Genomic DNA, 21,749 nt, shown 5'->3' on the forward strand with positions numbered 1-21,749 from the left:
CCTGTGTTCGAGATTAAAGTCAGTAGTAAAGACGGCAAATGGCAGGATTCGGTACGCTGCGGCGCCGACAGTTGCGAGTTGGGCCGTTCACGCGATGTTATTCTTCGGGTTCGCGGCTGGAAAGTTGCCCCCAAGCATTTGCGATTTGAAAAAGAGTTGGCTGGGGTTTTTGTCGTGGATATCAGTCGCGGTGCGGGCGTTACAGTCAACGGCGAGACTATTGAACGATATGGACCTCTGTCCAGCAATGATGAAATCGGATTTGGCGGTTTTATCGCTACCGTAGAAGATCACAGTCCTGACCAGGAGGCTGAGGGTAAGGTCGCTGATCTGCAATTAGAAGATGTGAGCGCAAGTGATCTAACGGCAGCAACCCCTTCGGTGATGGAGCAGCAAGACCAGCTTCGTAATGATTACATGACCTGGGCTAAATATGTGCACAAGCAGCTGGTGCGCCAAATGGACTTAAAGCGTATGCAGATTGATACGCTGAGTCACGAGGAAATTCGTGGACAGCTGGGTGACCTGATTAACGGGGTGCTACAAAGCATAGCGCACAAACTGCCGCCGGGTATTGATCGTGAGCGACTAAAGAAAATCGTCCTGGATGAGACGGTTGGTCTGGGTGCGCTGGAGCAGTTGTTGGATGATCCGAGTATCACCGAGGTGATGGTCAACGCTTATAATGATATTTACATTGAGCGCTCGGGAAGGCTGATTCAGTCTCCGGTGACCTTTACCAGTGACGAGGCCGTTATGGCGACCATTGAGCGCATCGTATCGCCCTTAGGAAGGCGTATCGATGAAAGTTCCCCCATGGTGGACGCACGCTTGCGTGACGGCTCGAGGGTAAACGCCATTATTCCACCCCTGGCACTCAGGGGGCCCTGCATTACCATTCGTAAGTTCTCGGACCAGAAATTGACTGACCGGGATCTAATCCGCTATGGCTCGACAAATGAGGCCATGGTGACCTTTATGAAAACCTGTGTCGAGCAGCGCTGCAACATTGTGGTATCGGGGGGCACAGGCTCAGGTAAAACCACCCTGTTGAACATTCTTTCCAATTTTATTCCTATGGAAGAGCGCGTCATCACCGTTGAGGACGCCGCAGAACTGAGACTTGTTCAGCCTCATGTTGTATCTCTTGAGGCGCGCCCGGCCAACATGGAGGGCAAAGGTCAGGTCACCATTCGCGACTTGGTAAAAAACTGTTTGCGTATGCGACCGGACCGGATCGTGGTGGGTGAGTGCCGCGGGGGCGAGGCGCTCGATATGTTGCAGGCAATGAACACGGGCCACGATGGCTCGCTGACCACCGCTCACGCCAATTCGCCACGCGATATGTTGCGCCGTCTGGAGGTGATGGTACTGATGGCGGGTATGGATTTACCCGTTTCGGCCATTCGCGAGCAGGTTGCCTCAGCGGTGGATATTGTGGTGCAACAAACCCGCTATGGCGACGGCTCGAGGCGCATCAGTTGCATTTCGGAGATTACCGGCATTGAAAGCAATACCATTCAGTTGACAGATATTTTTCGCTATCAGCAGAGTGGCTTTGATGAAGATGGGCGTGTGCAGGGTAAGTACGTTGCTACGGGCATTGTGCCAACCTTCTATGAGGAGTTGCGCAGCCGCGGCGTGGATGTGGACATGAGTATCTTCCAATCATGATGAGTAGTCTATCTGATATCGGTGTTCTCGCGCTGGTTGTGGTACTGGTGTTCGCAGCGGCTATGTGCCTTGCCATGGCGCTCGCTCGAGAGGGCGCCGATTTCATGAGCTTTTATCGGCGCAAGTTTACTTCTAACGCCAACCAGGAGCTGGCGGAGATGTTCATTTTTATGGACACCTCTCAGCTGTTTATTCTAAACATGCTTGCCCTGGTGTTGATTCCCATGGCGGTGCACTGGCTGTTTCAGCTGTGGGTGATTACCGCGGGAGTCTTTGTGGTATTGCTGATAGTCCCTGGGGCCTTCTGGGCCCGTATGCGGAACAAGCGCCTGGCAAAGTTTGAGGAGCAGCTGCCCGATGCTTTTATGATGTTATCCAGTAGCTTGCAGGCCGGTGCCAGCATGAATATGGCCTTGGCGGATATGGTAAAGCAGTCTCCGCCGCCAACCAGTCAGGAGTTCGGGTTGTTGGTTAAAAGGATGCAGTTGGGGGTGACTCTTGAGGACAGCCTCATTGAGCTGGAAAAGCGTCTTCCCCTGCAGAGTTTTATTATGGCCAGCTCTGCAATCCGCATCAGTCGCGAGGTTGGGGGTAATCTGGTTGAGACGATCCAGTCCATGGCCGAGACCCTGCGCCGGAAGAAAACCATGGAGGGTAAAATCGATTCACTGACGGCTCAGGGGCGAGCGCAGGGCACCTTTATGGCACTTTTGCCCGTGGCACTGGCGATATTGCTGAGCTTTCTCGAACCGGAGGCCATGCGCAAACTCTACACGACCCGTGAGGGGCTGATGGTTCTGACCGTGATGATCTTTATGCAGATCATGGGCTTTGTGTTTATTCGTAAGATAACGAGTATTGATAGTTGAGGCAGCCCAATGTCAGATAATCTAATCGCTTTCGCCGCTGGATTATGTGTTGCTGTTTCGGTGATGGCCGTCATTTACTTTATCGCGGCTTTGAGCTACATGCTCACCGATGAAGAGCGCTCTTACATGGATGAGCCTCCCGCTTTTATGCGCCCTATATGGCCGTTGATCAGGCTATTGACGTACGTTCTTGGGAGTAACCTGCCAAGCTCCTATTTGACCAAAGTCGACAACAATCTGCAGAAAAACGGCGTGAGCTTTATGGTCACCGCCGAGGAGTACATTTGTGCCCGCATCGTGATAGCGCTTTTGTTGCCATTGCTCGGTTGGATGGCATTGGCGAGCTCTGGCGATGTCGATCCGCTGCTGCTGATCTTGCTGTTCGCTGGTGGCTATTATTTACCGGTTGCCTGGGTGAAGGACACCCGTCGAAAGCGCGATGCCGAGTTGATTCGTTCTTTGCCGGTTTACCTGGAATACCTCACCATGTGTGTGGACGCAGGGCTCAATTTCGCCGGTGCCCTGAAGCAAGCTGTGGAAAAAGGCCCACGGGGGGCCATGCGCAATGAATTCCGCATCGTCCTAAGAGACATTAGCTCGGGGCAAACCCGCGGCGACGCCTTAAACCGGCTTGCCGAGCGGGTGGATTTAAAAGACATTTCTGTTTTTGTGCGAGCGGTTGTACAGGCCGAAAAGATGGGTTCCAGCATGAAAAATACCCTGCTGGTCCAGGCCAAAACCCGCTTGAATGAGCGCTTCCAGCGTGCGGAGAAAATGGCGATGGAGGCCCCGGTAAAGCTGGTGATTCCTCTGGTGATTTTTATTTTTCCGCTGACTTTTATTATTCTGCTCTTCCCGATTGTGGTGAAGTACATAGAGCAGGGGACCTTTTGAATTCGCGGGGTGTCTGCTGGCGGCGTGCCGGCACCGAAGTGGCTCGTGTGCAGGTAAACTGTGCCCACTCTTATTGGCACCGGTTGCGCGGGTTACTTGGGCGTCCGGCGCCAAAGGCGGGTAGCGCACTGGAGATAGCGCCCTGTCACTCTGTGCACACCTTTTTTATGGCTTACGCGATCGATGCGGTATTTGTTGATCGGGACGGGCAGGTGGTAAAAGTCGCAGAGCATTTGCGCCCCTGGCGTTTGTGCGGCGCGAGAGGTGCCAGGGTCGTCTATGAGTTCGCCGCCGGGCAAGTCGGCGAGCTGGGCATACAAGTGGGGGATCGATGCGATACGGTTTGATATTACTGGCCGCACTGTGGTTAACGGCTTGCGCCAGCCAAAAGCATAGCGCTGAGGAGGTATTCGCTACCCAAGAGCAGGCGGAACAGCTCTATCAACAGGGCGACTACAGTCGCGCCCTGGCGGCGTATCGTGAGGTGACTGAGGCACTGCCCAGTCATACACACAGTTGGCTGCGTCTTGGAAACTGCCATGCCCGGCTGGGCAATTATCCTGCTGCAGTAGCCGCCTATGAGCGGGCGCTGACCGAGGACCCGGATTTCGCCAGTGCCTGGATCAACCTTACCTATGTACAGGCGCAAATTCTTGCGCAGACGGTAGCGCAAATGTACGACCGTGTGCCTAAAACCGACCCACGGGCGCAGCGCGTTCAGAAACTTGTAGATTCGGTATTAACGCCTTTTCATAATGCTCAGGCCGATTCGGCACCGGGTGATGGTACGTCGCCTGGCGAGCTGGGCGGCGCGCAGGAGAGGGAAGATGCCAGCCCTGAAGATTAATAGCCGCGCCAGTCTCGGGCAGGCTATGATTGAGTTTGTGATCATTATCCCGGTCTTGCTATTGCTCATCTTTGGCGCTATACAAATTGCCTTTATTTATTCGGCGAAAACCACACTCAATTACGCGACTTTTCAGGCGGCACGTGTCGCCGCCACTGACCATGCCACTTACAGTGCTCTGCGCCGCGGTTTAATCCGCGGTATGGCTCCCTTGTTCACCAACAGTTCTGAGCTTGGAAGCTTGCGAGATGACATTGATGCGGGCATCGACAGCGGTGGGACGCGGCGCGATGCTGTATCCGAAGTGGACAATTACACTCGTATTGTTCGTATCAACCCGACTTCTGCCATGATTGACTTGGGTGGATTTGGTGTGGAGTCGGAAGATGGGATCGCAGCTTTACCCAATGATAACTTGATGTATCGGCCCTCCAATCTAACGGTAGACGATGTCAACATCCAGGACGCCAACCTTCTCAAAATCCGCGTACAGTACTGCTACAAGCTTATGGTGCCGCTGGTAAACAAGATTATTGGCTCTTTGAGTGAGCTCAATAATCGCCGGGACCCCGGCAGCTACCGCGAGCATCATACAGTGAATGACCCGCGCTTTGCCGATGCCAACCGCGGAGAGGTGAATGAGGCCGCTGGCACTACGGCAACCTACGAAGAGCTTTGCGGTGACCGGGCTGATGGCCGCGAGGGTTTTGTGATCTTTGCTGAGGCCATTGTGCGTATGCAGTCGCCGGCCTATGCCGAAGATACCGATGAAGATTTTGAAGCCTTTATGTGCGATGGCGACAAAATGGCCTGCCCTTAGCCTTCCCTTCCCGAGTTTCGGCCCCCTGCGCATTGGTCAGGCAGGTTTTCTTATTTTGGCGGTTTCCATGCTTGAATTGTCAGGCCTTTTGTGTAAATATTCCTCTTGATTGGTCAGATAGGTTGCTTCGTGTCCTGAATTCTATCGCTAACGCAATGATAGTGCTATTCGGGAGATGGCGGCCTGCTATCGGTCTTACCAATCAAAGTGTGGCTCTCCTTGGGGCTTTAAGCCCGGCGCGGGTCAGGTGAGTGAAGGTGGCCCGGAGATTTTCGGGCCCGCCGGCAAAGACGCTTTGCCACTCCCGGCCCGCCTTTTTTCGCAGGCGGCAACCTTGTATACCAGTTGCCGGACTCTGTATGATGCGCGAGCCCCATAACAATAAACTTGCGAGATGTAGCATGGGTAAGCCCTGGACAACAATAACCGCTTTGCTGCTGGTGGGACTTATGTCAGCCTGCGCCCGCGATGCCGATGTGCGTACCCTGAAGATGGCACACAGCCTCGATCACACCCACCCGGTTCATCAGGCCATAGTTTTCATGTCCGAGCGGCTGGACGAGATCTCCGGCGGCACCATGAAAATCGATATCTACCCGGGCGGCCAGCTGGGTAGCGAGCGTGAGCTCATGGAGCTGCTGCAAATTGGCTCCTTGGCCATGACCAAAGTGTCGTCGAGCCCGATGGAAGGCTTTGTGCCCGCCATGAAAGTCTTCAATATCCCCTATGTGTTTCGCGATAACGACCATTTCTGGCGTGTACTGAACAGTGATCAGGGCAAACAATTGCTGCTCGCCGGTGATGCGGTAAATCTGCGCGGTCTCGGTTATTTTGATGCCGGTAGTCGCAGCTTTTACAACGTCGATACGCCGGTCAACACCCCGGATGATCTTGCTGGTCAGAAAATACGCGTTCAGCAAAGCCAGACGGCGCTAAAAATGGTGCAGGCGCTGGGCGGTTCTCCTACTCCGATATCCTGGGGTGAGCTCTACACAGCTTTATCTCAGGGCGTGGTGGATGGCGCCGAGAACAATCCTCCGAGCTTTTACACCTCCAAGCACTTTGAGGTCTGCAAGTACTACACCCTGAACGAGCACACCTCTGTGCCCGATATCGTGCTGATCAGCAGTTACATCTGGAACAGCTTAAACGCCCAGCAGCAGCAATGGTTGCAGCAGGCCATGGACGAAGCCGTGGTCTACCAGAGAAAACTGTGGGCTGAAAAAACAGAAGAAGCCCTCGTGGCGGTAGAGGCGGCTGGGGTGACCATCATTCGTCCGGATAAGGCGCCCTTTATGGAGAAAGTGCAGCCGATGCACGACTCCTATAAAGGCACAGAGCTTTATGAGTTGATTCAGACGTTTAAATCCATGTAGGTAACCGCCATGCAAAAATTAGCCAATATTCTGGAAAAAATTGTCGGCGGTTTTGTCGGGTTGTTGATGGCCGCCATGGTGCTGGACGTCACCTGGCAGGTGTTGACCCGCTTTATCTTAAATGAGCCAAGCTCCTACACTGAAGAGCTCGCCCGTTTTTTGCTGATCTGGATTGGCCTGCTCGGGGCCGCCTATGCCTATCGCAAAAAGGCGCACCTGGGTTTGGATATTCTCTCGCAAAAGCTTGAGGGCGCGGCCAAGCGCAGGCTGGATATTTTTATCTCGGTCACCTGCGCGTTGTTTGCAGTAGTTATCATGATTTACGGTGGCACCAAGCTGATGCTGCTTACCCTTGAGTTAGAGCAAATGTCAGCCGCCCTGCAGGTGAAGGTCGGTTATTTATACAGCGTTATTCCCTTGAGTGGCGTGCTGATTGTGCTCTTCTCACTCGATCGCATTATCAACGGCGATCCCGAACCAGAGCACCTGGAGTTTTACGAGTAGTCTCTGTGCAGGGTGTTGCTCAAGAGACCCGAGAATAAACATAACTGAGGTAGTCTGATGGATTGGTCCGTCGTCGTTTTGTTGGTGACCTTCGTTGTCTTGCTGATACTGAATGTTCCTATTTCAATTGGTATCGGTATTGCGACCTTTGCCGCCATGTTGTTTACCATCGACTTTGGTCCGGCTGCGGTGACGGTAGCGCAGCGAATGGCCAGTGGTATCAACAGCTTTGCTTTGCTGGCCATTCCGTTTTTTGTCCTGTCGGGTTTGCTTATGGGGCGAGGAGGTATTGCCCACCGGCTGATTGAGTTTGCCAAAGTGCTGATCGGGATGCTGCCCGGTGGCCTGGCTTTTGTGAACATCATCAGCTGTACCTTGTTCGGCGCGATATCCGGCTCTGCCGTTGCGGCTACTTCAGCTATTGGTGGCTTTATGATTCCCACCATGGAAAAAGAGGGATACGATAAAAATTTCAACACCGCCGTTACCGTGGCTTCCTCCACCACCGGCTTGTTGATTCCCCCCAGCAATATTTTGATTGTCTACTCGCTGGCCAGTGGCGGTGTATCCATTGCCGCCTTGTTTATTGCCGGTTATCTGCCGGGTATTCTTGTCGCGCTGAGTTTGATGGCTGTGTGCGCGGTGTATGCCAAAGTGCACGGGTATCCTGTGGGGGTAGTGCCCACCAGAAAAGAACTGTTTAGAAAGACCTTCGATGCCATCCCCAGTTTGTTTCTGATTGTGTTGGTGATCGGCGGCATTGTGGGCGGCTTTTTTACCGCGACTGAGGCCAGTGTTATTGCGGTGCTCTATTCGTTGCTTCTGTCGGTCTTTGTGTATCGCGAGGTGAAGCTGCCAGAGTTGCCGGAAATCTTTATTAAATCGGTGGAAACCACAGCCATCGTAATGCTCTTGATCGCCACCTCTACCGCCATGAGCTGGATGCTAAGCTACGAGAATATTCCACAGAGCATCAGCGCCGCCTTGATGGGTATCAGTGACAATCCCTTTATGATTTTGCTGACCATTAACCTGGTCTTGTTGCTGGTCGGTATCTTTATGGATATGACCCCGGCGGTGCTGATTTTCACCCCGATATTTCTGCCTGTGGCCATGGAGCTGGGCATGTCGCCCCTGCACTTTGGCATTATGATGGTGCTCAATTTGTGTATCGGCCTCTGTACACCGCCTGTGGGCTCAGTGTTGTTTGTCGGCTGTGGGATTGCAAAAACCTCCATTGCCAAGCTGGTCAAGCCTTTGATGCCCATGTACGCGGCGATGATCGTCGTGCTGATGCTAGTGACCTATGTCCCGGCTATTAGTGAGTTCTTGCCGACCTTTTTCGGTCTTTACGAGAAGTGATGATCTGGTAGCAATCGTCGCCTGGTATTGTGAGAACCCCGCCTTACGATGGAGCACACATTCGACAAGGCTCTGTAAAGGCATTTTTGGGCTGGATGCACCGGCAAGGCGGTGATTGAAATTTACCGCAGTTCGCCGGCTCATGTATCGGATTATCCGTCGATGAACCCTCTGAGTCTCCGCTTGGTATTTGTCAGTGGAGATTCTGACGCCGACGCAGGGCACCTGTGTGCGGTGGGCTGTAAGGTGTCTATGATGTTCGGTTAAAAGACGGTTCTGCGTTTCTGATTATGGTTGGGATGCATTGATAAAATAAGTCGCATCAGTGCCTCGTGGGTGGTTCCCGCAACACTTAGCCTACTTACCGGGCACTGGTGGTGCCCGGTAAGTAGGAGCTGTTAGTGACACGGCTTGAGAGCTTGAGCGAGGCACTTGCTGCCAATGCTGTCGGGGCGCTGCTCACCTAACTGAGTTGCGAGAGAAACACCTGCTTGTCAATCACGCCACCGCGGTGGCGAATGATGATACCGGCGCAGCGATTGGCCTGGCGAGCGCACTCCTGTGGGGAGGCTCCCGCCAGGTTTGCGGCCAGATAGCCCGCGTTAAAGGTGTCGCCGGCGGCGGTGGTGTCGACGATATTGGTGACTTTGGGTACCTCGACCGCAAGGCGCTCCTGGCCTTTAAGGATGACCACGTCCTCGGCGCCGCGCTTGAGGACGATTTCATTGATATCGCAGTTGCTGTAGCGAGCTTTAACCGCCTCAATGGCGTCACCCTCGTCGCCCCACAGCAGCTGCTCGTCGTCCAGAGTCAGCAGCGCCAGGTCGGTAACGGCGAGCAGCTCACGATTGGCCTGTTGCGCCTGTTTGGGGTTTTGCCAAAGGCGGGGGCGGTAGTTGCTGTCAAACGCCACTTTGCCGCCGCGCTCCTTGAAGCGGCGCAAAAACACCAACAAGTTTTGGCGGCTGGTTTCGCTAATGATCGCGAGAGTGATGCCCGACAGGTAGAGCATTTGGGTGTCGGCCAGTTGCGACTCCAGCACAGAGATCTCCTCTTCGCTGGCAAACAGCTCGCGCGCCGGTGCGCGGTCGCGCCAGTAGAAAAACTCGCGCTCGCCATCGGGGCTATTGTGAATCATATACAGCCCCGGCACCTTGCCCGCCTGGCGGACAATACTGTCAGTGGCGATTTGCTCGGACTGCAGGCGTTGCACAATCGCGTCGCTGTAGTGGTCGTCGCCCAGGCGGGTGACGTAGCTGGCATGGGCTCCGAGCCGGGCGAGGGTGACCACGGTGTTATAGGTGTCGCCGGCGTAGGAGAGGGCCTTGCGTTCACTGCCGTCGCCGGCGGCCTCTGCGGTTGCCAGTTCGATCATTACTTCGCCAATGCAGGCAATCTGTGCCATGTTGATGTCTCTTTGTCTTGCTAGGATGAATAGGATGCGCGATGGCAAGTTTACAATTGGTCAAGCCGATTTTCCAGGAATGGACTGAGGAAAGGTAAAATATGATATAGTCATAGAAACCATAACCGGGTCGCATTCAGTCGCTATTTTTGTAGCGCCGGCCGAAGAGGACAGAAAAACTGCACCGTCTGGCTGATTGGCGGTGGTTTATATTGACACAGGAGCGGTCATTTGCAAGTATAAATTGGTCATACCTTATGGCTTGCAGGGCGTGAACCTGGTCAGACTGATTTTTCCAACATTACAGCAATGGTAGTTATTTCATCATGAGTGCACTCACATTACACCCCGATCGTCTGTTCCCCGCTGATGAGACTACGCGTGCCATCGCGCGCCGACTCTATCAGGAAATCAAGGATCTGCCCATCGTCAGCCCCCACGGCCACACCGATCCCTCTTGGTTTGCCAACAACGAACTCTTCCCCAATCCGGCTGAGTTGCTGATCAAGCCCGACCATTACGTATTCAGAATGCTATACAGCCTGGGCGTTTCCATGGCGGATTTGGGGGTGCCCAGCAAGGCGGGGCTGCCGGTAGAGCAGGATCCGAAAAAAATCTGGCGCCTGTTCGCCAAACATTACAACGCCTTTCGCGGCACGCCTTCGCGCATGTGGCTCGACTACGTCTTTAAAGAAGTCTTTGGTCTGGATCAGTTGCTCAGCGTCGACACAGCCGATGCTTACTACGAGCGCATCAATTCGTGCCTGCAGACTGAGGACTTCCGCCCGCGCGCCCTGATGGAGCGTTTCAACATTGAATGGCTGGCGACCACGGAATCGCCGCTGGATGATTTGCGCCATCACAAGAAAATCCGCGAAAGCGGCTGGAAGGGCGGCGTGATTACCGCTTACCGCCCCGACCCTGTGGTCGACCCTGAGTTCGAAGGCTTTGCCGATAACGTCGCCCGCCTGGGAGAGATCACCGGCGAAAACACCAGCGACTGGGCAGGTTACCTGGCGGCACTGAAAAACCGGCGGGAGTACTTCAAGTCCTTCGGCGCCACCTCAACCGATCACGGCCACCCTACGGCGCGCACCTCGGATTTGTCGGTTGCCGAGTGCGAAGCCCTGTTTGCCAGAGCGTTGGCCGGCAAGTGCTCGCGCGAAGAGGCCGAAGTTTTCCGTGGTCAGATGCTCACCGAAATGGCGGGCATGAGCATTGAAGATGGTTTGGTCATGCAGATTCACCCGGGCTCATTTCGCAACCATAACCCCCATGTGTTTACCAACTTCGGTCGCGACAAGGGTGCCGACATTCCATCGCAAACTGAGTACGTTAATGCACTCAAGCCGCTGCTGGATAAATACGGCAACGACAATCGCCTGTCGATTATTTTGTTTACCCTCGATGAAACCGTCTACTCCCGGGAGCTTGCGCCCTTGGCGGGCCACTATCCGGTGCTGAAGTTGGGTCCCTCCTGGTGGTTCCACGATAGCCCGGAAGGCATGCGCCGCTTCCGCGAGCAGATCACGGAAACCGCGGGCTTCTATAACACTGTGGGTTTTAACGACGATACCCGCGCCTTTCTGTCCATCCCCGCGCGTCACGATGTGGCTCGTCGCATGGATTGTAATTTCCTCGCGCGGCTGGTCGCCGAGCATCGCCTGCCGGAAGACGAGGCGCAGGAGGTGGCCATTGACCTGACTTACCGTCTGGTTAAAAAGGCCTACAAGCTCGACTGAATGCGAGGTATAAAGGATCAAGTTATGCAACGTTTGAACAACAACACTGTGCAGATGCTGGCCGATGTGGCCAGCCTGCCGGCTTACGAGCGCGACGCGCAACAGGCAGGCATCCTGCATCTGGGTATCGGAGCCTTTCACCGTGCCCACCAGGCCTGGTACACCGAAGCGCTGCTGAACAAGGGCGCACAGAACTGGCAAATAATCGGCGCCAGCCTGCGCTCTGCCACGGTCAAAGATCAGCTGGCTGGGCAGGATGGTCTCTATACCATCGTCGAGCGCGGACCCGATGGTGAAAAATTTCAGGTGGTCGGTGCCGTGAAAGACGTACTGGTGGGGCCGCAGGCGCCCGCTACGCTGCTTGAGGCGATGAGCCATCCCGCGATTAAAATTGTCTCGTTGACGGTGACGGAAAAAGGTTATTGCCACGATCCGGCCAGCGGCAACCTCAATGCTTCGCACCCCGATATTGTCCACGACCTGGCCAACCCCGAGACACCACGCTCCGCCATTGGCTATATCGTCAGCGCGCTCAATGTTCGACGCTTGGCGGGTACCCAGAGCTTTACCGTGCTCAGTTGCGACAACCTGCCCAACAATGGCGAGGTATTGGAAAAGGTCGTGCTGCAATACGCCGATAAACTCGATGGCGACTTGGCCGCCTGGATTCGCGCTAACACGACTTTTCCCTGCACTATGATTGATCGCATTGTGCCGGCCACCACCGATACCGATCGCCAGGAGCTTGAGGGCAAGCTCGGTTTGCGCGATGAGGGTATGGTGCTGGCCGAGCCTTTCAGTCAGTGGGTGATTGAAGACAAGTTCTGCTCCGATAGACCCGCCTGGGAAGACGTGGGTGCCTTGTTGGTGGATGATGTCCACGCCTATGAAATCATGAAGCTGCGCCTTCTCAACGGCAGCCACTCACTGCTCGCCTACACCGGTTATCTGGCCGGGTTTGACTACGTCAGCGAAGTGATGCGCGAGCCGGTGCTGGCCAAGCTTTGCCAGGTGTTTATGGATCGCGAAGTCGGTCAGACGGTGCAGGTGCCGGCGGGTTTTGATATGGAAGAGTATAAAGTACAGCTGCGCGAGCGCTTTTCCAATCCAGGTCTCAAGCACCGCACCTGGCAAATTGCCATGGACGGTTCGCAAAAGATTCCCCAGCGCTGGCTGCAGACTCTCCAGGCTCAGTTAGAGGGCGAGGGTAATATCGACCTCTTGTGTCTGGCCCTGGCCGCCTGGATTCGCTACGTCGGTGGCACGGATGAAAAAGGTCAGAGCATTGATGTCCAGGATCCTCTTGCGGCCGAGCTTCGCTCGCTGTGCGAGGAGCATCACAATGACCCGGTCGCCAGGGTCAATGCAGTCTTGTCAGTGGAAGCGGTTTTCCCGCCGGCTATTGCCAACAGTGAATCGGTGCGCGCGATCACCGCCGACTGGCTGACACGGATTCAAAACCAGGGTGTGTTGGCGGCGGTGAAGGCGGTGCTGTCATGATAAGCCGGGCGCGCATGGCTCATTTGTTCGGCGCAAAGGCGTTGGTGCTGGCGCTGTGTTGCGCTGTGGCCAGCGCCTATGGCGAGCAAGCGGTTTATCAGGCGCTGGTTGCGCCAGCGGGCAGCGAGCTAGTCGCACAGTATCCGGCGTTGCCGCGCTATGGCTCTGTTAATGGTGCCTTGAAGGCTGGCCACCTGCGCATCGCGATTGCCCCAGGCGAGTACTATGAAAAGCTCACCATTGAGCGCGACGCGGTGGTGTTGACCGGCATTGGCGAGATGCGGCCACGCATCACCTTTGATGCCTACGCCAGTATGGCCGGTGTCTATCATCGTGATGATTGGGGCACCCCCGGTTCGGCGACGCTGACCGTTAACGCGGTGGGCGTCCAGTTGCACAATCTGCACATCGTCAACAGCTTCGACTTTCTGAGCAACGATGCCCGCGATAGCGAAGACCCGGCCCGGGTCCGTCACGCGCAGGCGGTGGCACTGTTGCTGGATAAAGACAGTGACCGTACGCTGATCACCGACAGCGTTATTGAGGGGTACCAGGACACGCTCTTTGCCGACGGTGGCCGCAGCTACATCAAAAACAGTCGTATCAGTGGCAATGTGGATTTCATCTTCGGCGATGGCCTGGTTGTTTTAGATCAATGCCGAATTGTCTCTCTCGCGCGCGCAAAAGACTTTGAGCCGGGTGAGGTGCAGGGGCACATTAGCGCGCCTTCAACTCATATTGGGCAGCCCTATGGCCTAGTGTTTATCAACGCCCGGCTTGAGCGCGAGGCGGGTGTGCCGCAAAACAGCGTTTCTCTGGGCAGGCCCTGGCATCCGACCACCACCTTCGCCGATGGCCGCTACGCTGACCCGGACGCTATTGGCTCGGCTATTTATATCGATAGCTGGATGGATGCGCACATCCGTCAAGAGGGCTGGGCAAGCATGAGAGGTACCGCCCGGGACGGCACCAAATCGCGGGTATTCACGCCGCAAGAATCCCGCTTTTACGAGGTGGGCTCGACGGGGCCGGGCGCTGCGACTGATGAGGCGCGCCCGACTCTGCCGGAGACTGAGCTGAAAACGCTGCAAAAATTTATCGGTCAGCTTAGAGGCGAGTTTGGTCTTTAATGTGAGTCGAGATCGGAAAATAGCCGGTAACTCCGGCTATGCTTTGTGCCGCAAATCGCGTGATCCTATGCCCCGTTTCCTATACTCCAATGATCACTCGTCTTTGAATGCAGGAGTCAGTTATGGAACCTCCCGTACATCCGCTGTCCGCACTTTTTGATCAATTGGGGCTTCCGAGCTCTGCGCCTCAGATTGAAGCGTTTATCGCCAGCCACAGGCCTTTGGCTGCGGACATCTCCCTCGCCGATGCAGCTTTTTGGGAGGACAGTCAGCGCCGCTTTTTGCAGCAGGCTATCAATGATGATGCCGACTGGGCCGAGGTGGTGGATGAGTTGGACGCGCTTTTGCGCTATGAGTGAGCGTCGCACGGCGAAATAACCACCCGCCTGATTGCGGATCGTTTTTATTGCCAAAAAGACTTTGCGCGCCAGGGCGGGCTTACCTATGGTTGGTGTGTAAGTGAAAATTATTTGCAACGCTGCCGCTGGGGTTTCCCGTGGCCGCCAAGAGGTAATGGATTATGACTGCACATCAAGCGATTGCCGCTCGTCTTACCGCTGTCCCCCTTGGTCTTGCGACTACCTTTTTCCTGCTGATGCTCATGGCCTCCTTAATTCAAACCGACTTTGTGATTGAGGCGCCGCCGCCTCCCACGCCCATTGCCGATGTCGTAATGCCTAAGCTTGAGATCGCGCCTCCGATTCCGAAGCTCGAGCGTCCGGACAAACCTCTGGATGAGCCCGATACCCCCTTAGTAGATCCAAAGGTTCAGGTGGAGATAACGGACCCCGTAGGGCCGGGTTTCACGCCTCCAAAGATAGATATTGCCTCGAGGAAGCTCAGTGTTACCCAGGCGGGCGATTATCTGCCGATTGTTAAAGTCGCGCCCCAGTATCCGCGCCGGGCACTGACGCGCGGGCTTGAGGGTGAGGTGGTCGTCTCTTTTACCGTCACCACCGCCGGCAGTACCCGTGATATACAGGTGGTGAGCGCGGTCGCGGCCGATGGCTCTCCCACCAGCGTGTTCAACCGCGCCGCGATCAAGGCCGCGGAGGGTTTTAAGTACAAGCCCCGGATCGAGGCCGGGGTTGTCCAAGAAGTTCATGGCGTACAAAACCGCTTTATCTTTGAGTTGAACCAGTAAGCCCCAGGCTTGTGCGGCGAGGCGTCGGCAGATGGCTGCCGGCGCTTTTTTGTTGCGCCCGCCAGTCTTCGCTCGCACCACCGTTTATCACCTTGTGAGAATCCTGCACCATTGTGGAGGATTTTCCGTTCCTGCTCGTCCTAGATCCCATGGCCGAACCTCACATGGGTTCGCTCAGGGGGCCTCAAGAGAGACTCCTTAAATAATAAAACGCCAGCGCTTGGCCACGGGCGTCATAGACAGTGCGCTGATAGATCGGAGAAGCCAAATGAGTCTTGTCGCATGTTTACCTTCTTTTAACCGGCGGTGGAGCCGCTATTTGGGCGCGGCTGCCCTGGCAGCCGCCTCGGTGTTCGGGGCGTCGTTATCGACGGCGCAGACCGTGCCGGATGAAGCAGACTTTCAGCGCGAAGTGGTCGCTGAAGGGCTGGATCTGCCGATGGAGTTTGAGATTTCAGACGACGGCCGGGTCTTTATCGCCAGCAAGTGTGGCGCCGTCTATGCCTGGGATCTGGATACCGGCACGCCATCGCAGGTGTCCACTGTCCCCAATGTGCGCTGCGTGTTTGAAGACGGCCTGCTGAGCGTGGCGCTGGACCCGAATTTCACGCAAAACAGCTACATCTATTTTCAGTACACCTCGCCCGGCAGCCTTACCCGGGTGTCGCGCTTTCGGGTAAACCCCGATAACACCCTGGATACAGGTTCCGAATCCATCTTGCTGCAGTGGACCACGGGCGATGAAGCCCACGGCCATATGGGCGGTTCTCTGCAGTTTGATACCCAGGGCAATCTGCTGATCACCACCGGCGATAACAAGGCCGCCGGTGGTTACTTTCAGCCGTCGGCTCAGGGGACGTCCGGCAACACCAACGATTTGCGTGGCAAGATCCTGCGCATCACGCCCACCGAAGACGGCGGCTATACCATTCCGCCGGGCAACTTGTTCGCGGGTGATGCCCTGCACCGGCCTGAAATTTACGGTATGGGGTTTCGCAACCCCTTCCGCCTGAATATCGACCCGGCTACCAACTGCCTGTACGTCGGCGATATTGGTCCCGATGCCTCCACCGACAGCGCCGAGGGACCGGGCGGGCTGGATGAGATCAACGAGATGTGCAGCGCCGGTAACTACGGCTGGCCCTGGATCATCGGCTATAACCAGCCCTACGCGGGCTTTGATCCGAACAACATCGTCAACAACGCCTCAGACAATACCGGCGCCACGAACCTGCCGGACTCGGTGGGTGCGATCTGGACCATTCGCCACCAGGCGACTATGGCCGGTCCGGTGTATCGCGTTGACGAGAGCATCGACAACCCCTTTAAGCTGCCCGCTTATTACAACGGCAAGCTGATTTTCTGGGACTTTAACAGCAGCCGTTTCAGCACCATTGATCTGGCCTCGCCAGACTCGCCCCCGGTAGCCGAGCCCTTTCCCATCAATACTCAGGGTTTCCAAGGCGCTATCGATGTCGAGTTGGACCCGCGCACGCATCAGTTGTATGTCCTGCAGTGGGGTTCTGGCTGCTGTGATAAAGAGCCCTATGGCGGTGGCGCGCTCTACCGTTTTGACTATGTGGGCAATCGGGATCAGGGCACCAATGTTGCTCTGAGCGGTTTCGCTACGGCAAGCTCTGATGTGGCCGGTAACCTGGCAGCCTACGCCATCGATGGGGATCCGACCACTCGCTGGGAGAGTGAAGCTTCCGATCCGCAGACTCTGACCGTTGAGCTGGCTGAGTCCACGCCCATTGGTTCGATTTCCATTCTTTGGGAAGGTGCCTATAGCTCACGCTATTTGATTGAAGGCTCAAACGACGGCCAGAGTTGGACGCCGCTCGCCGAAGAGTTAGCGGGTTCGGGTGGTACCCGTTTGCACATCATCGACTCCGCCGAGAGCTACCGCTTTGTGCGGCTCACCGGCACCGAGCGGGGCACGGGCTATGGCCACTCGATTTTTGAGTTTGAAGTCTACGCCGGTGAGAATGACGAGCCGGAGGAGCTGACCGAGTACGCCTATCTGAATATGCCGCGCACCCTGGATGCCAACTTTACCGGCGTGCCTCAATTGCTGTCGCAAACCGGTGCCTTTACCGATACCGCCAACCTGGTGCCCAGTGAGAACCTGATTCCGTTTGAGCCCAACAGCAAGCTCTGGTCGGACCGGGCGTTAAAAGCCCGCTGGCTGTCAGTGCCCGCCGAGCGGCAGATCAACTGGCATGAAACGGACAACTGGACCTACCCACAAGGCACGGTGGCCGTGAAGCACTTCGAGCTGCCCCTGGTCGGCGACGGCCCGGGCCTGACCAAGCGTCTGGAGACCCGCTTTATTGTGATGCAGGCCAACGGCCGCGCCTATGGCGTGACCTACAAGTGGCGCGAGGACAACAGCGATGCCGAACTGCTGACCGCTGGCCTGTTGGAAGACATAGTCGTGACTCGCGAGGACGGCAGCAGCTGGACGCAGACCTGGGCTTATCCGAGCCCCACCGAGTGTATCGACTGCCACAACGCCAACTCGTCGCAGATTCTGGGCTTGTCCACCCGCCAGTTGAATGGCGAGTTTAACTATCCGGGGTCAGGCAGTGAAAACCAATTGGTGCACTGGAATAACCTCGGGCTGTTTAACCCCGGCTTTGACAACGCGCAAGTGGGCAGCTTTGACAAAATGGTGGCCATTACCGACACCAGTGCCTCGCTGCAAGAACGGGTGAAATCTTACCTGGATACCAACTGCGCCCACTGCCACGGTACAGGCAATGGCGGCTCACAGTGGGATGCTCGCTACAACACGCCTCTGGCAGAGATGCGTGTGGTGGGCGAGGCCACCACGGGTATTCGCAACTACCTGAATTACTACGGCATCGAAAACGCCGAGGTGGTCACCCCAGGCGCACCCCACGAGTCGATTCTCTACATCCGCGACAAGAGTGAAAACCCGGACGATCGCATGCCACCCATCGGCCGCGCGCTGGAGCACCCGGAGTATATCGCGGTGCTGGAGCAGTGGATCGACAGCCTCGACGGTCCCGTCGACCCGGATCCGGTGCTGGTCAGTGCCAATGCCAGTGCCTCAGCCAGCACGGTAGAGGGTGAGTATGTGGCCGACTTTGCCACCGATGGCGACCCCAACACCCGCTGGTCCAGTGCCTTTGAAGACCCGCAGACACTGACGGTGGATTTGCAGGAGGTCTATGGCGTAGAGCGCATCGTTCTCAACTGGGAGGCCGCCTACGGCAGCGCCTATGTGATTGAGGGCTCGCTCGATGGCCAGAGCTGGGAAGTGGTCTACAGCCAAACCGCAGGCAGCGGTGGTGTGGAAACCCTGGACAACCTCTCGGGCAACTACCGCTACCTGCGCCTGACCGGTACCGAACGTGGCACCGAATGGGGTTACTCGCTGTGGGAGTTTGAAGTCTATGGTGGTGATCCGGCGCCCGCGGCAACCTTGGCGATCGACTCGCCCGCGGTTGGCCAGGTGTACGCCGGTAACACGGCCGTGAGCTTGGCAGTGTCCGTCTCCGATAGTGGTTGGTTTAGCGGCGGCGCAGGCTATCGCTATCAACTCGATGGCGGCACCAGCGTCTCTGTTACGAACGCCAGCGCAGTCAACCTCGGTGTGCTGCCGGCGGGTACGCATCAGTTGCAGGTGCAGTTGGTGGGCGCCACAGGCAATGCGGTGGGCGATGCCCAAACGGTCAGCTTTAGCGTGCAGGCACCGGCGCAGGCTGAACTGGTATCCGAAGGTAAATCGGTCACTGTGTCCAGCGTGGAGGGCGATTACGTCGGCGCGCTGGCCGTGGATGGCGACCCGACCACCCGCTGGTCAAGCGAGTTTGAAGATCCGCAATCGATCGAGGTGGATCTGGGCGAAGCCTACAACCTCGATCGTATCGAACTTCTGTGGGAAACCGCTCACGCCAGCGCTTACGTGATTGAGGGCTCCGCTACTGGCAGCAGCTGGACCGAACTGGTAAATGTGACTGCCAGCACCGGCGGGGAAGAAGTGCACGCAGGGCTGGCTGGCAGCTACCGTTACATTCGCTTAACCGGTACCGCCCGCGCTACCGAGTGGGGTTACTCACTGTTTGAACTGCAGGTGTGGGGCAGCTCGGGTGAGGTCGTGCCTGGTCTGACCATCACATCGCCGCTTGCCGGCCAGCAGTTCACCGAGGGCGATAGCATCGGTGTGACCGCCAGCGCTTCCGATGGCAGCTGGTTCAGTGCCGGCAGAGGTATGCTGGTCAGTGTTGACGGCGGGGCGGCCAATTTTGTTGCCGGCGCCACCACCAGCCTTGGCGCCCTGCCCGTGGGCAACCACAGCATTAACGTGCAGCTGGCCGATGCCTCCGGTAATGCGGTGGGCGCGATGAGCAGTGTCAATGTTGAGGTCAATGAGCGCACGACCAACGAGGCCGAGCTATTATCACTGAATAAAGTCGTCACCACCTCGGAAATTGAGGGTGACTTTATTGGCGCCAATGCGGTAGATGGTGATCTTGGCACCCGCTGGAGCAGTGCTCACGGCGAAGACAACCACTATCTACAGATTGATCTCGGTGCCAGCTACAGCATCGGCCGCGTGGAGCTGGAGTGGGAAGCCGCTTATGCCACGGGTTATCGCATCGAGGTATCTGACGATCAAGACGCCTGGAGCGAGGTGTACAGCACCAGCAGCGGCGACGGCGGCATGGATGCGGTTGATGTCTCTGCCAGTGGTCGCTATGTCCGCCTCACCGGTACCGCTCGTGCCACTCCTTATGGTTATTCTCTGTGGGAGATGCGGGTCTACGGTGAAGGGGAGGTGACCCCCGGTGCCGACATCAGCATCGTCTCACCGGCCGATGGCGCCAGCTTTGATGAAGGCCAGGCCGTGAGCTTCTCCGTCGCCATCAGCGATGCCGATTGGTTTACCGACGGCGGCAGCTATCGCTACACCCTCGATGGCAATGCGCCGGTCGAGCGCACCAATGGTGCGGCCGTATCGCTCGGCGCATTGAGTGTTGGCAGTCACACCCTTGAGGTGTCCCTGTCGAGCGGTGGCAGCGAAGTCGGCGAGAGCGCGAGCATCACTTTCTATGTCAGCGGTGGCGACACACCCGTGACGCCCAGCCCTGCACAGCTGAGCCCGGTGCTCGCCACAGCTTCGTCGGAGCAGGGCGGCAACCTCGCCAGCTACACCATCGACGGTATTTATAACTCGCGCTGGGAAAGTGAGTCCGCAGACCCGCAGACCCTTGAGCTGGATATGGGCGAGAGTGTCTACCTGACCCGTGTGCGCCTGGATTGGGAGGCGGCCTACGCTCGTGCCTACCGGCTGGAAGTGTCGGCCGATGGCGACGACTGGACGCCCATCTACAGCGAAAGCAGTGGCGATGGTGGTATTGACGATATCGCCCTGAACGGTGAGCAGGGGCGCTACCTGCGCGTCTACGGCACCGAACGGGCCACCGGCTACGGCTACTCGCTGTTTGAGGTGGAAGTGTTCGGTTTGCCGGCCGATCCTTCGCTGGCGCTCATCAATGTGCAGAGCCCCGCCAACGGAGCGAGCATTGCCGAGAGTGACGAGGTGATTCTATCGGTGAGCATTAGCGACAGCAGTTGGCTCGCCAGCGGTGGCGCCTATCGCTATCGCCTGGATGGTGGTGCACCGGTCACGGTGAACAGCCTGGCCGATATCAACCTTGGCACCCTGCCCACTGGGCGGCACACCCTCGCGGTCACTCTGGTGGACAGCAATGGCGCTGAGGTCAGTGTGCCGCGCACCCACAGCTTCACCGTGAACTGTGGCGCCGATTGCCCGAACGTATTGGTGTTCTCCAAAACCTCCGGGTTCCGCCACGGCTCCATTCCGGCCGGGATCGCGATGGTCGAGGCGATCGCCAATGACTACGGCTACGGCTTTACCGCCAGCGAGGATGCCGCGTTGTTTACCGAGGCCGGCCTCGCCCAGTACGACACCATCGTGTTTATGAACACCACTGGCGATATCTTTACCGATAGCCAAAAAGCGGCGTTCCGCAGCTACATAGAAAACGGTGGTGGCTATGTGGGCAGCCATTCGGCGGCCGATACCGAGCACAGCTGGGAGTGGTACACCGATGTGCTCTTGGCCGGCGCTGAGTTTATTCACCACGGCGATGGCATACCCATGGCGCGTGTTGAAATCGAGCAGCAAAGCGATCCGCTGGTGAGCCATATCGGCAGCGAGTGGAATCTGGCCGACGAATGGTACTTCTGGGAGTCGAGCCCCCGCGGTGTGGGGAATGTTCAGGTGCTGGGCAATCTCGATCGCAGCAGCTACAGCTCCAACTACCCGGTTGAAGATCACCCGGTGATCTTCAAGAACACCGTGGGTAGTGGCCGCGTGTTCTACACCGCTATTGGTCATGTGGATGCGAACTTCTCCGACCCGAATATGGTGGAGATGATGCGCAAGGCCATTGAGTGGACGTCTCAGTAAAACCTATCGCAAGCGC

General features: G+C 56.7%; 16 protein-coding genes. 15 read left to right on the forward strand and 1 reads right to left on the reverse strand.

Features of this window, described 5'->3' with window-relative positions; translation table 11 throughout:
* Positions 1-3 precede the first annotated feature (3 nt).
* The 9 genes from QWI16_RS00785 to QWI16_RS00825 all read left to right on the forward strand — a co-directional run bounded on the left by QWI16_RS00785 (position 4) and on the right by QWI16_RS00825 (position 8,346).
* A complete protein-coding gene (locus tag QWI16_RS00785; RefSeq protein WP_302710808.1) occupies positions 4-1,674 on the forward strand; it encodes a TadA family conjugal transfer-associated ATPase in 1,671 nt (556 codons plus the stop codon).
* Entirely contained in the window at positions 1,671-2,543 is an 873-nt protein-coding gene (locus QWI16_RS00790) for a type II secretion system F family protein (protein WP_302710809.1), read from the forward strand. Before QWI16_RS00785 ends, QWI16_RS00790 begins: the two co-directional genes overlap by 4 nt.
* A gap of 9 nt (positions 2,544-2,552) precedes the next feature.
* Positions 2,553-3,437, forward strand: coding sequence for a type II secretion system F family protein (locus tag QWI16_RS00795; RefSeq protein ID WP_302710810.1), 885 nt, complete (start codon positions 2,553-2,555; stop codon positions 3,435-3,437).
* A 47-nt stretch (positions 3,438-3,484) separates the two neighbouring features.
* Complete coding sequence (locus QWI16_RS00800) at positions 3,485-3,784, forward strand: DUF192 domain-containing protein (protein ID WP_302710811.1); 300 nt, start codon at positions 3,485-3,487, stop codon at positions 3,782-3,784.
* Positions 3,769-4,284, forward strand: a complete 516-nt coding sequence (locus QWI16_RS00805) for a tetratricopeptide repeat protein (RefSeq protein WP_302710812.1) — start codon at positions 3,769-3,771, stop codon at positions 4,282-4,284. Before QWI16_RS00800 ends, QWI16_RS00805 begins: the two co-directional genes overlap by 16 nt.
* Positions 4,265-5,104 carry a TadE/TadG family type IV pilus assembly protein gene (locus QWI16_RS00810; RefSeq protein WP_302710813.1) on the forward strand — a complete coding sequence of 280 codons (840 nt, stop codon included), beginning with the start codon at positions 4,265-4,267 and terminating at the stop codon, positions 5,102-5,104. Before QWI16_RS00805 ends, QWI16_RS00810 begins: the two co-directional genes overlap by 20 nt.
* Before the next feature lie 401 nt (positions 5,105-5,505).
* Positions 5,506-6,480: a TRAP transporter substrate-binding protein gene (locus tag QWI16_RS00815; RefSeq protein ID WP_370659902.1), complete on the forward strand. Its 975-nt coding sequence runs from the start codon at positions 5,506-5,508 to the stop codon at positions 6,478-6,480.
* Positions 6,481-6,489: 9 nt separating this feature from the next.
* On the forward strand, positions 6,490-6,984 hold the full coding sequence (locus tag QWI16_RS00820; protein ID WP_302710815.1) for a TRAP transporter small permease: 495 nt from the start codon (positions 6,490-6,492) through the stop codon (positions 6,982-6,984).
* A gap of 57 nt (positions 6,985-7,041) precedes the next feature.
* The gene (locus QWI16_RS00825) at positions 7,042-8,346 is read left to right on the forward strand and encodes a TRAP transporter large permease (RefSeq protein ID WP_302710816.1); all 1,305 of its coding nucleotides are present in this window, start codon (positions 7,042-7,044) and stop codon (positions 8,344-8,346) included.
* Positions 8,347-8,809: 463 nt separating this feature from the next.
* Here the strand turns inward: QWI16_RS00825 and QWI16_RS00830 are convergent, their stop codons facing one another.
* Positions 8,810-9,751, reverse strand: a complete 942-nt coding sequence (locus QWI16_RS00830) for a sugar kinase (RefSeq protein WP_302710817.1) — start codon at positions 9,749-9,751, stop codon at positions 8,810-8,812.
* Between the two features lie 326 nt (positions 9,752-10,077).
* Between QWI16_RS00830 and uxaC the strand changes: the two genes are divergently transcribed.
* From uxaC to QWI16_RS00860, 6 genes are all read left to right on the forward strand, one after another.
* Entirely contained in the window at positions 10,078-11,493 is a 1,416-nt protein-coding gene (gene uxaC / locus QWI16_RS00835) for a glucuronate isomerase (RefSeq protein WP_302710818.1), read from the forward strand.
* 24 nt (positions 11,494-11,517) lie between these two features.
* Positions 11,518-12,993, forward strand: a complete 1,476-nt coding sequence (locus tag QWI16_RS00840) for a mannitol dehydrogenase family protein (protein ID WP_302710819.1) — start codon at positions 11,518-11,520, stop codon at positions 12,991-12,993.
* On the forward strand, positions 12,990-14,123 hold the full coding sequence (locus QWI16_RS00845; RefSeq protein ID WP_302710820.1) for a pectinesterase family protein: 1,134 nt from the start codon (positions 12,990-12,992) through the stop codon (positions 14,121-14,123). Before QWI16_RS00840 ends, QWI16_RS00845 begins: the two co-directional genes overlap by 4 nt.
* 122 nt (positions 14,124-14,245) lie before the next feature.
* A complete protein-coding gene (locus QWI16_RS00850; protein WP_302710821.1) occupies positions 14,246-14,482 on the forward strand; it encodes a DUF2789 domain-containing protein in 237 nt (78 codons plus the stop codon).
* Between the two features lie 161 nt (positions 14,483-14,643).
* Positions 14,644-15,267: an energy transducer TonB gene (locus QWI16_RS00855; protein WP_302710822.1), complete on the forward strand. Its 624-nt coding sequence runs from the start codon at positions 14,644-14,646 to the stop codon at positions 15,265-15,267.
* A 268-nt stretch (positions 15,268-15,535) separates the two neighbouring features.
* Positions 15,536-21,733: a discoidin domain-containing protein gene (locus QWI16_RS00860; protein WP_302710823.1), complete on the forward strand. Its 6,198-nt coding sequence runs from the start codon at positions 15,536-15,538 to the stop codon at positions 21,731-21,733.
* Positions 21,734-21,749: the final 16 nt, after the last annotated feature.

It is taken from the genome of Gilvimarinus algae (genome assembly GCF_030518215.1).
Taxonomy (GTDB): domain Bacteria; phylum Pseudomonadota; class Gammaproteobacteria; order Pseudomonadales; family Cellvibrionaceae; genus Gilvimarinus; species Gilvimarinus algae.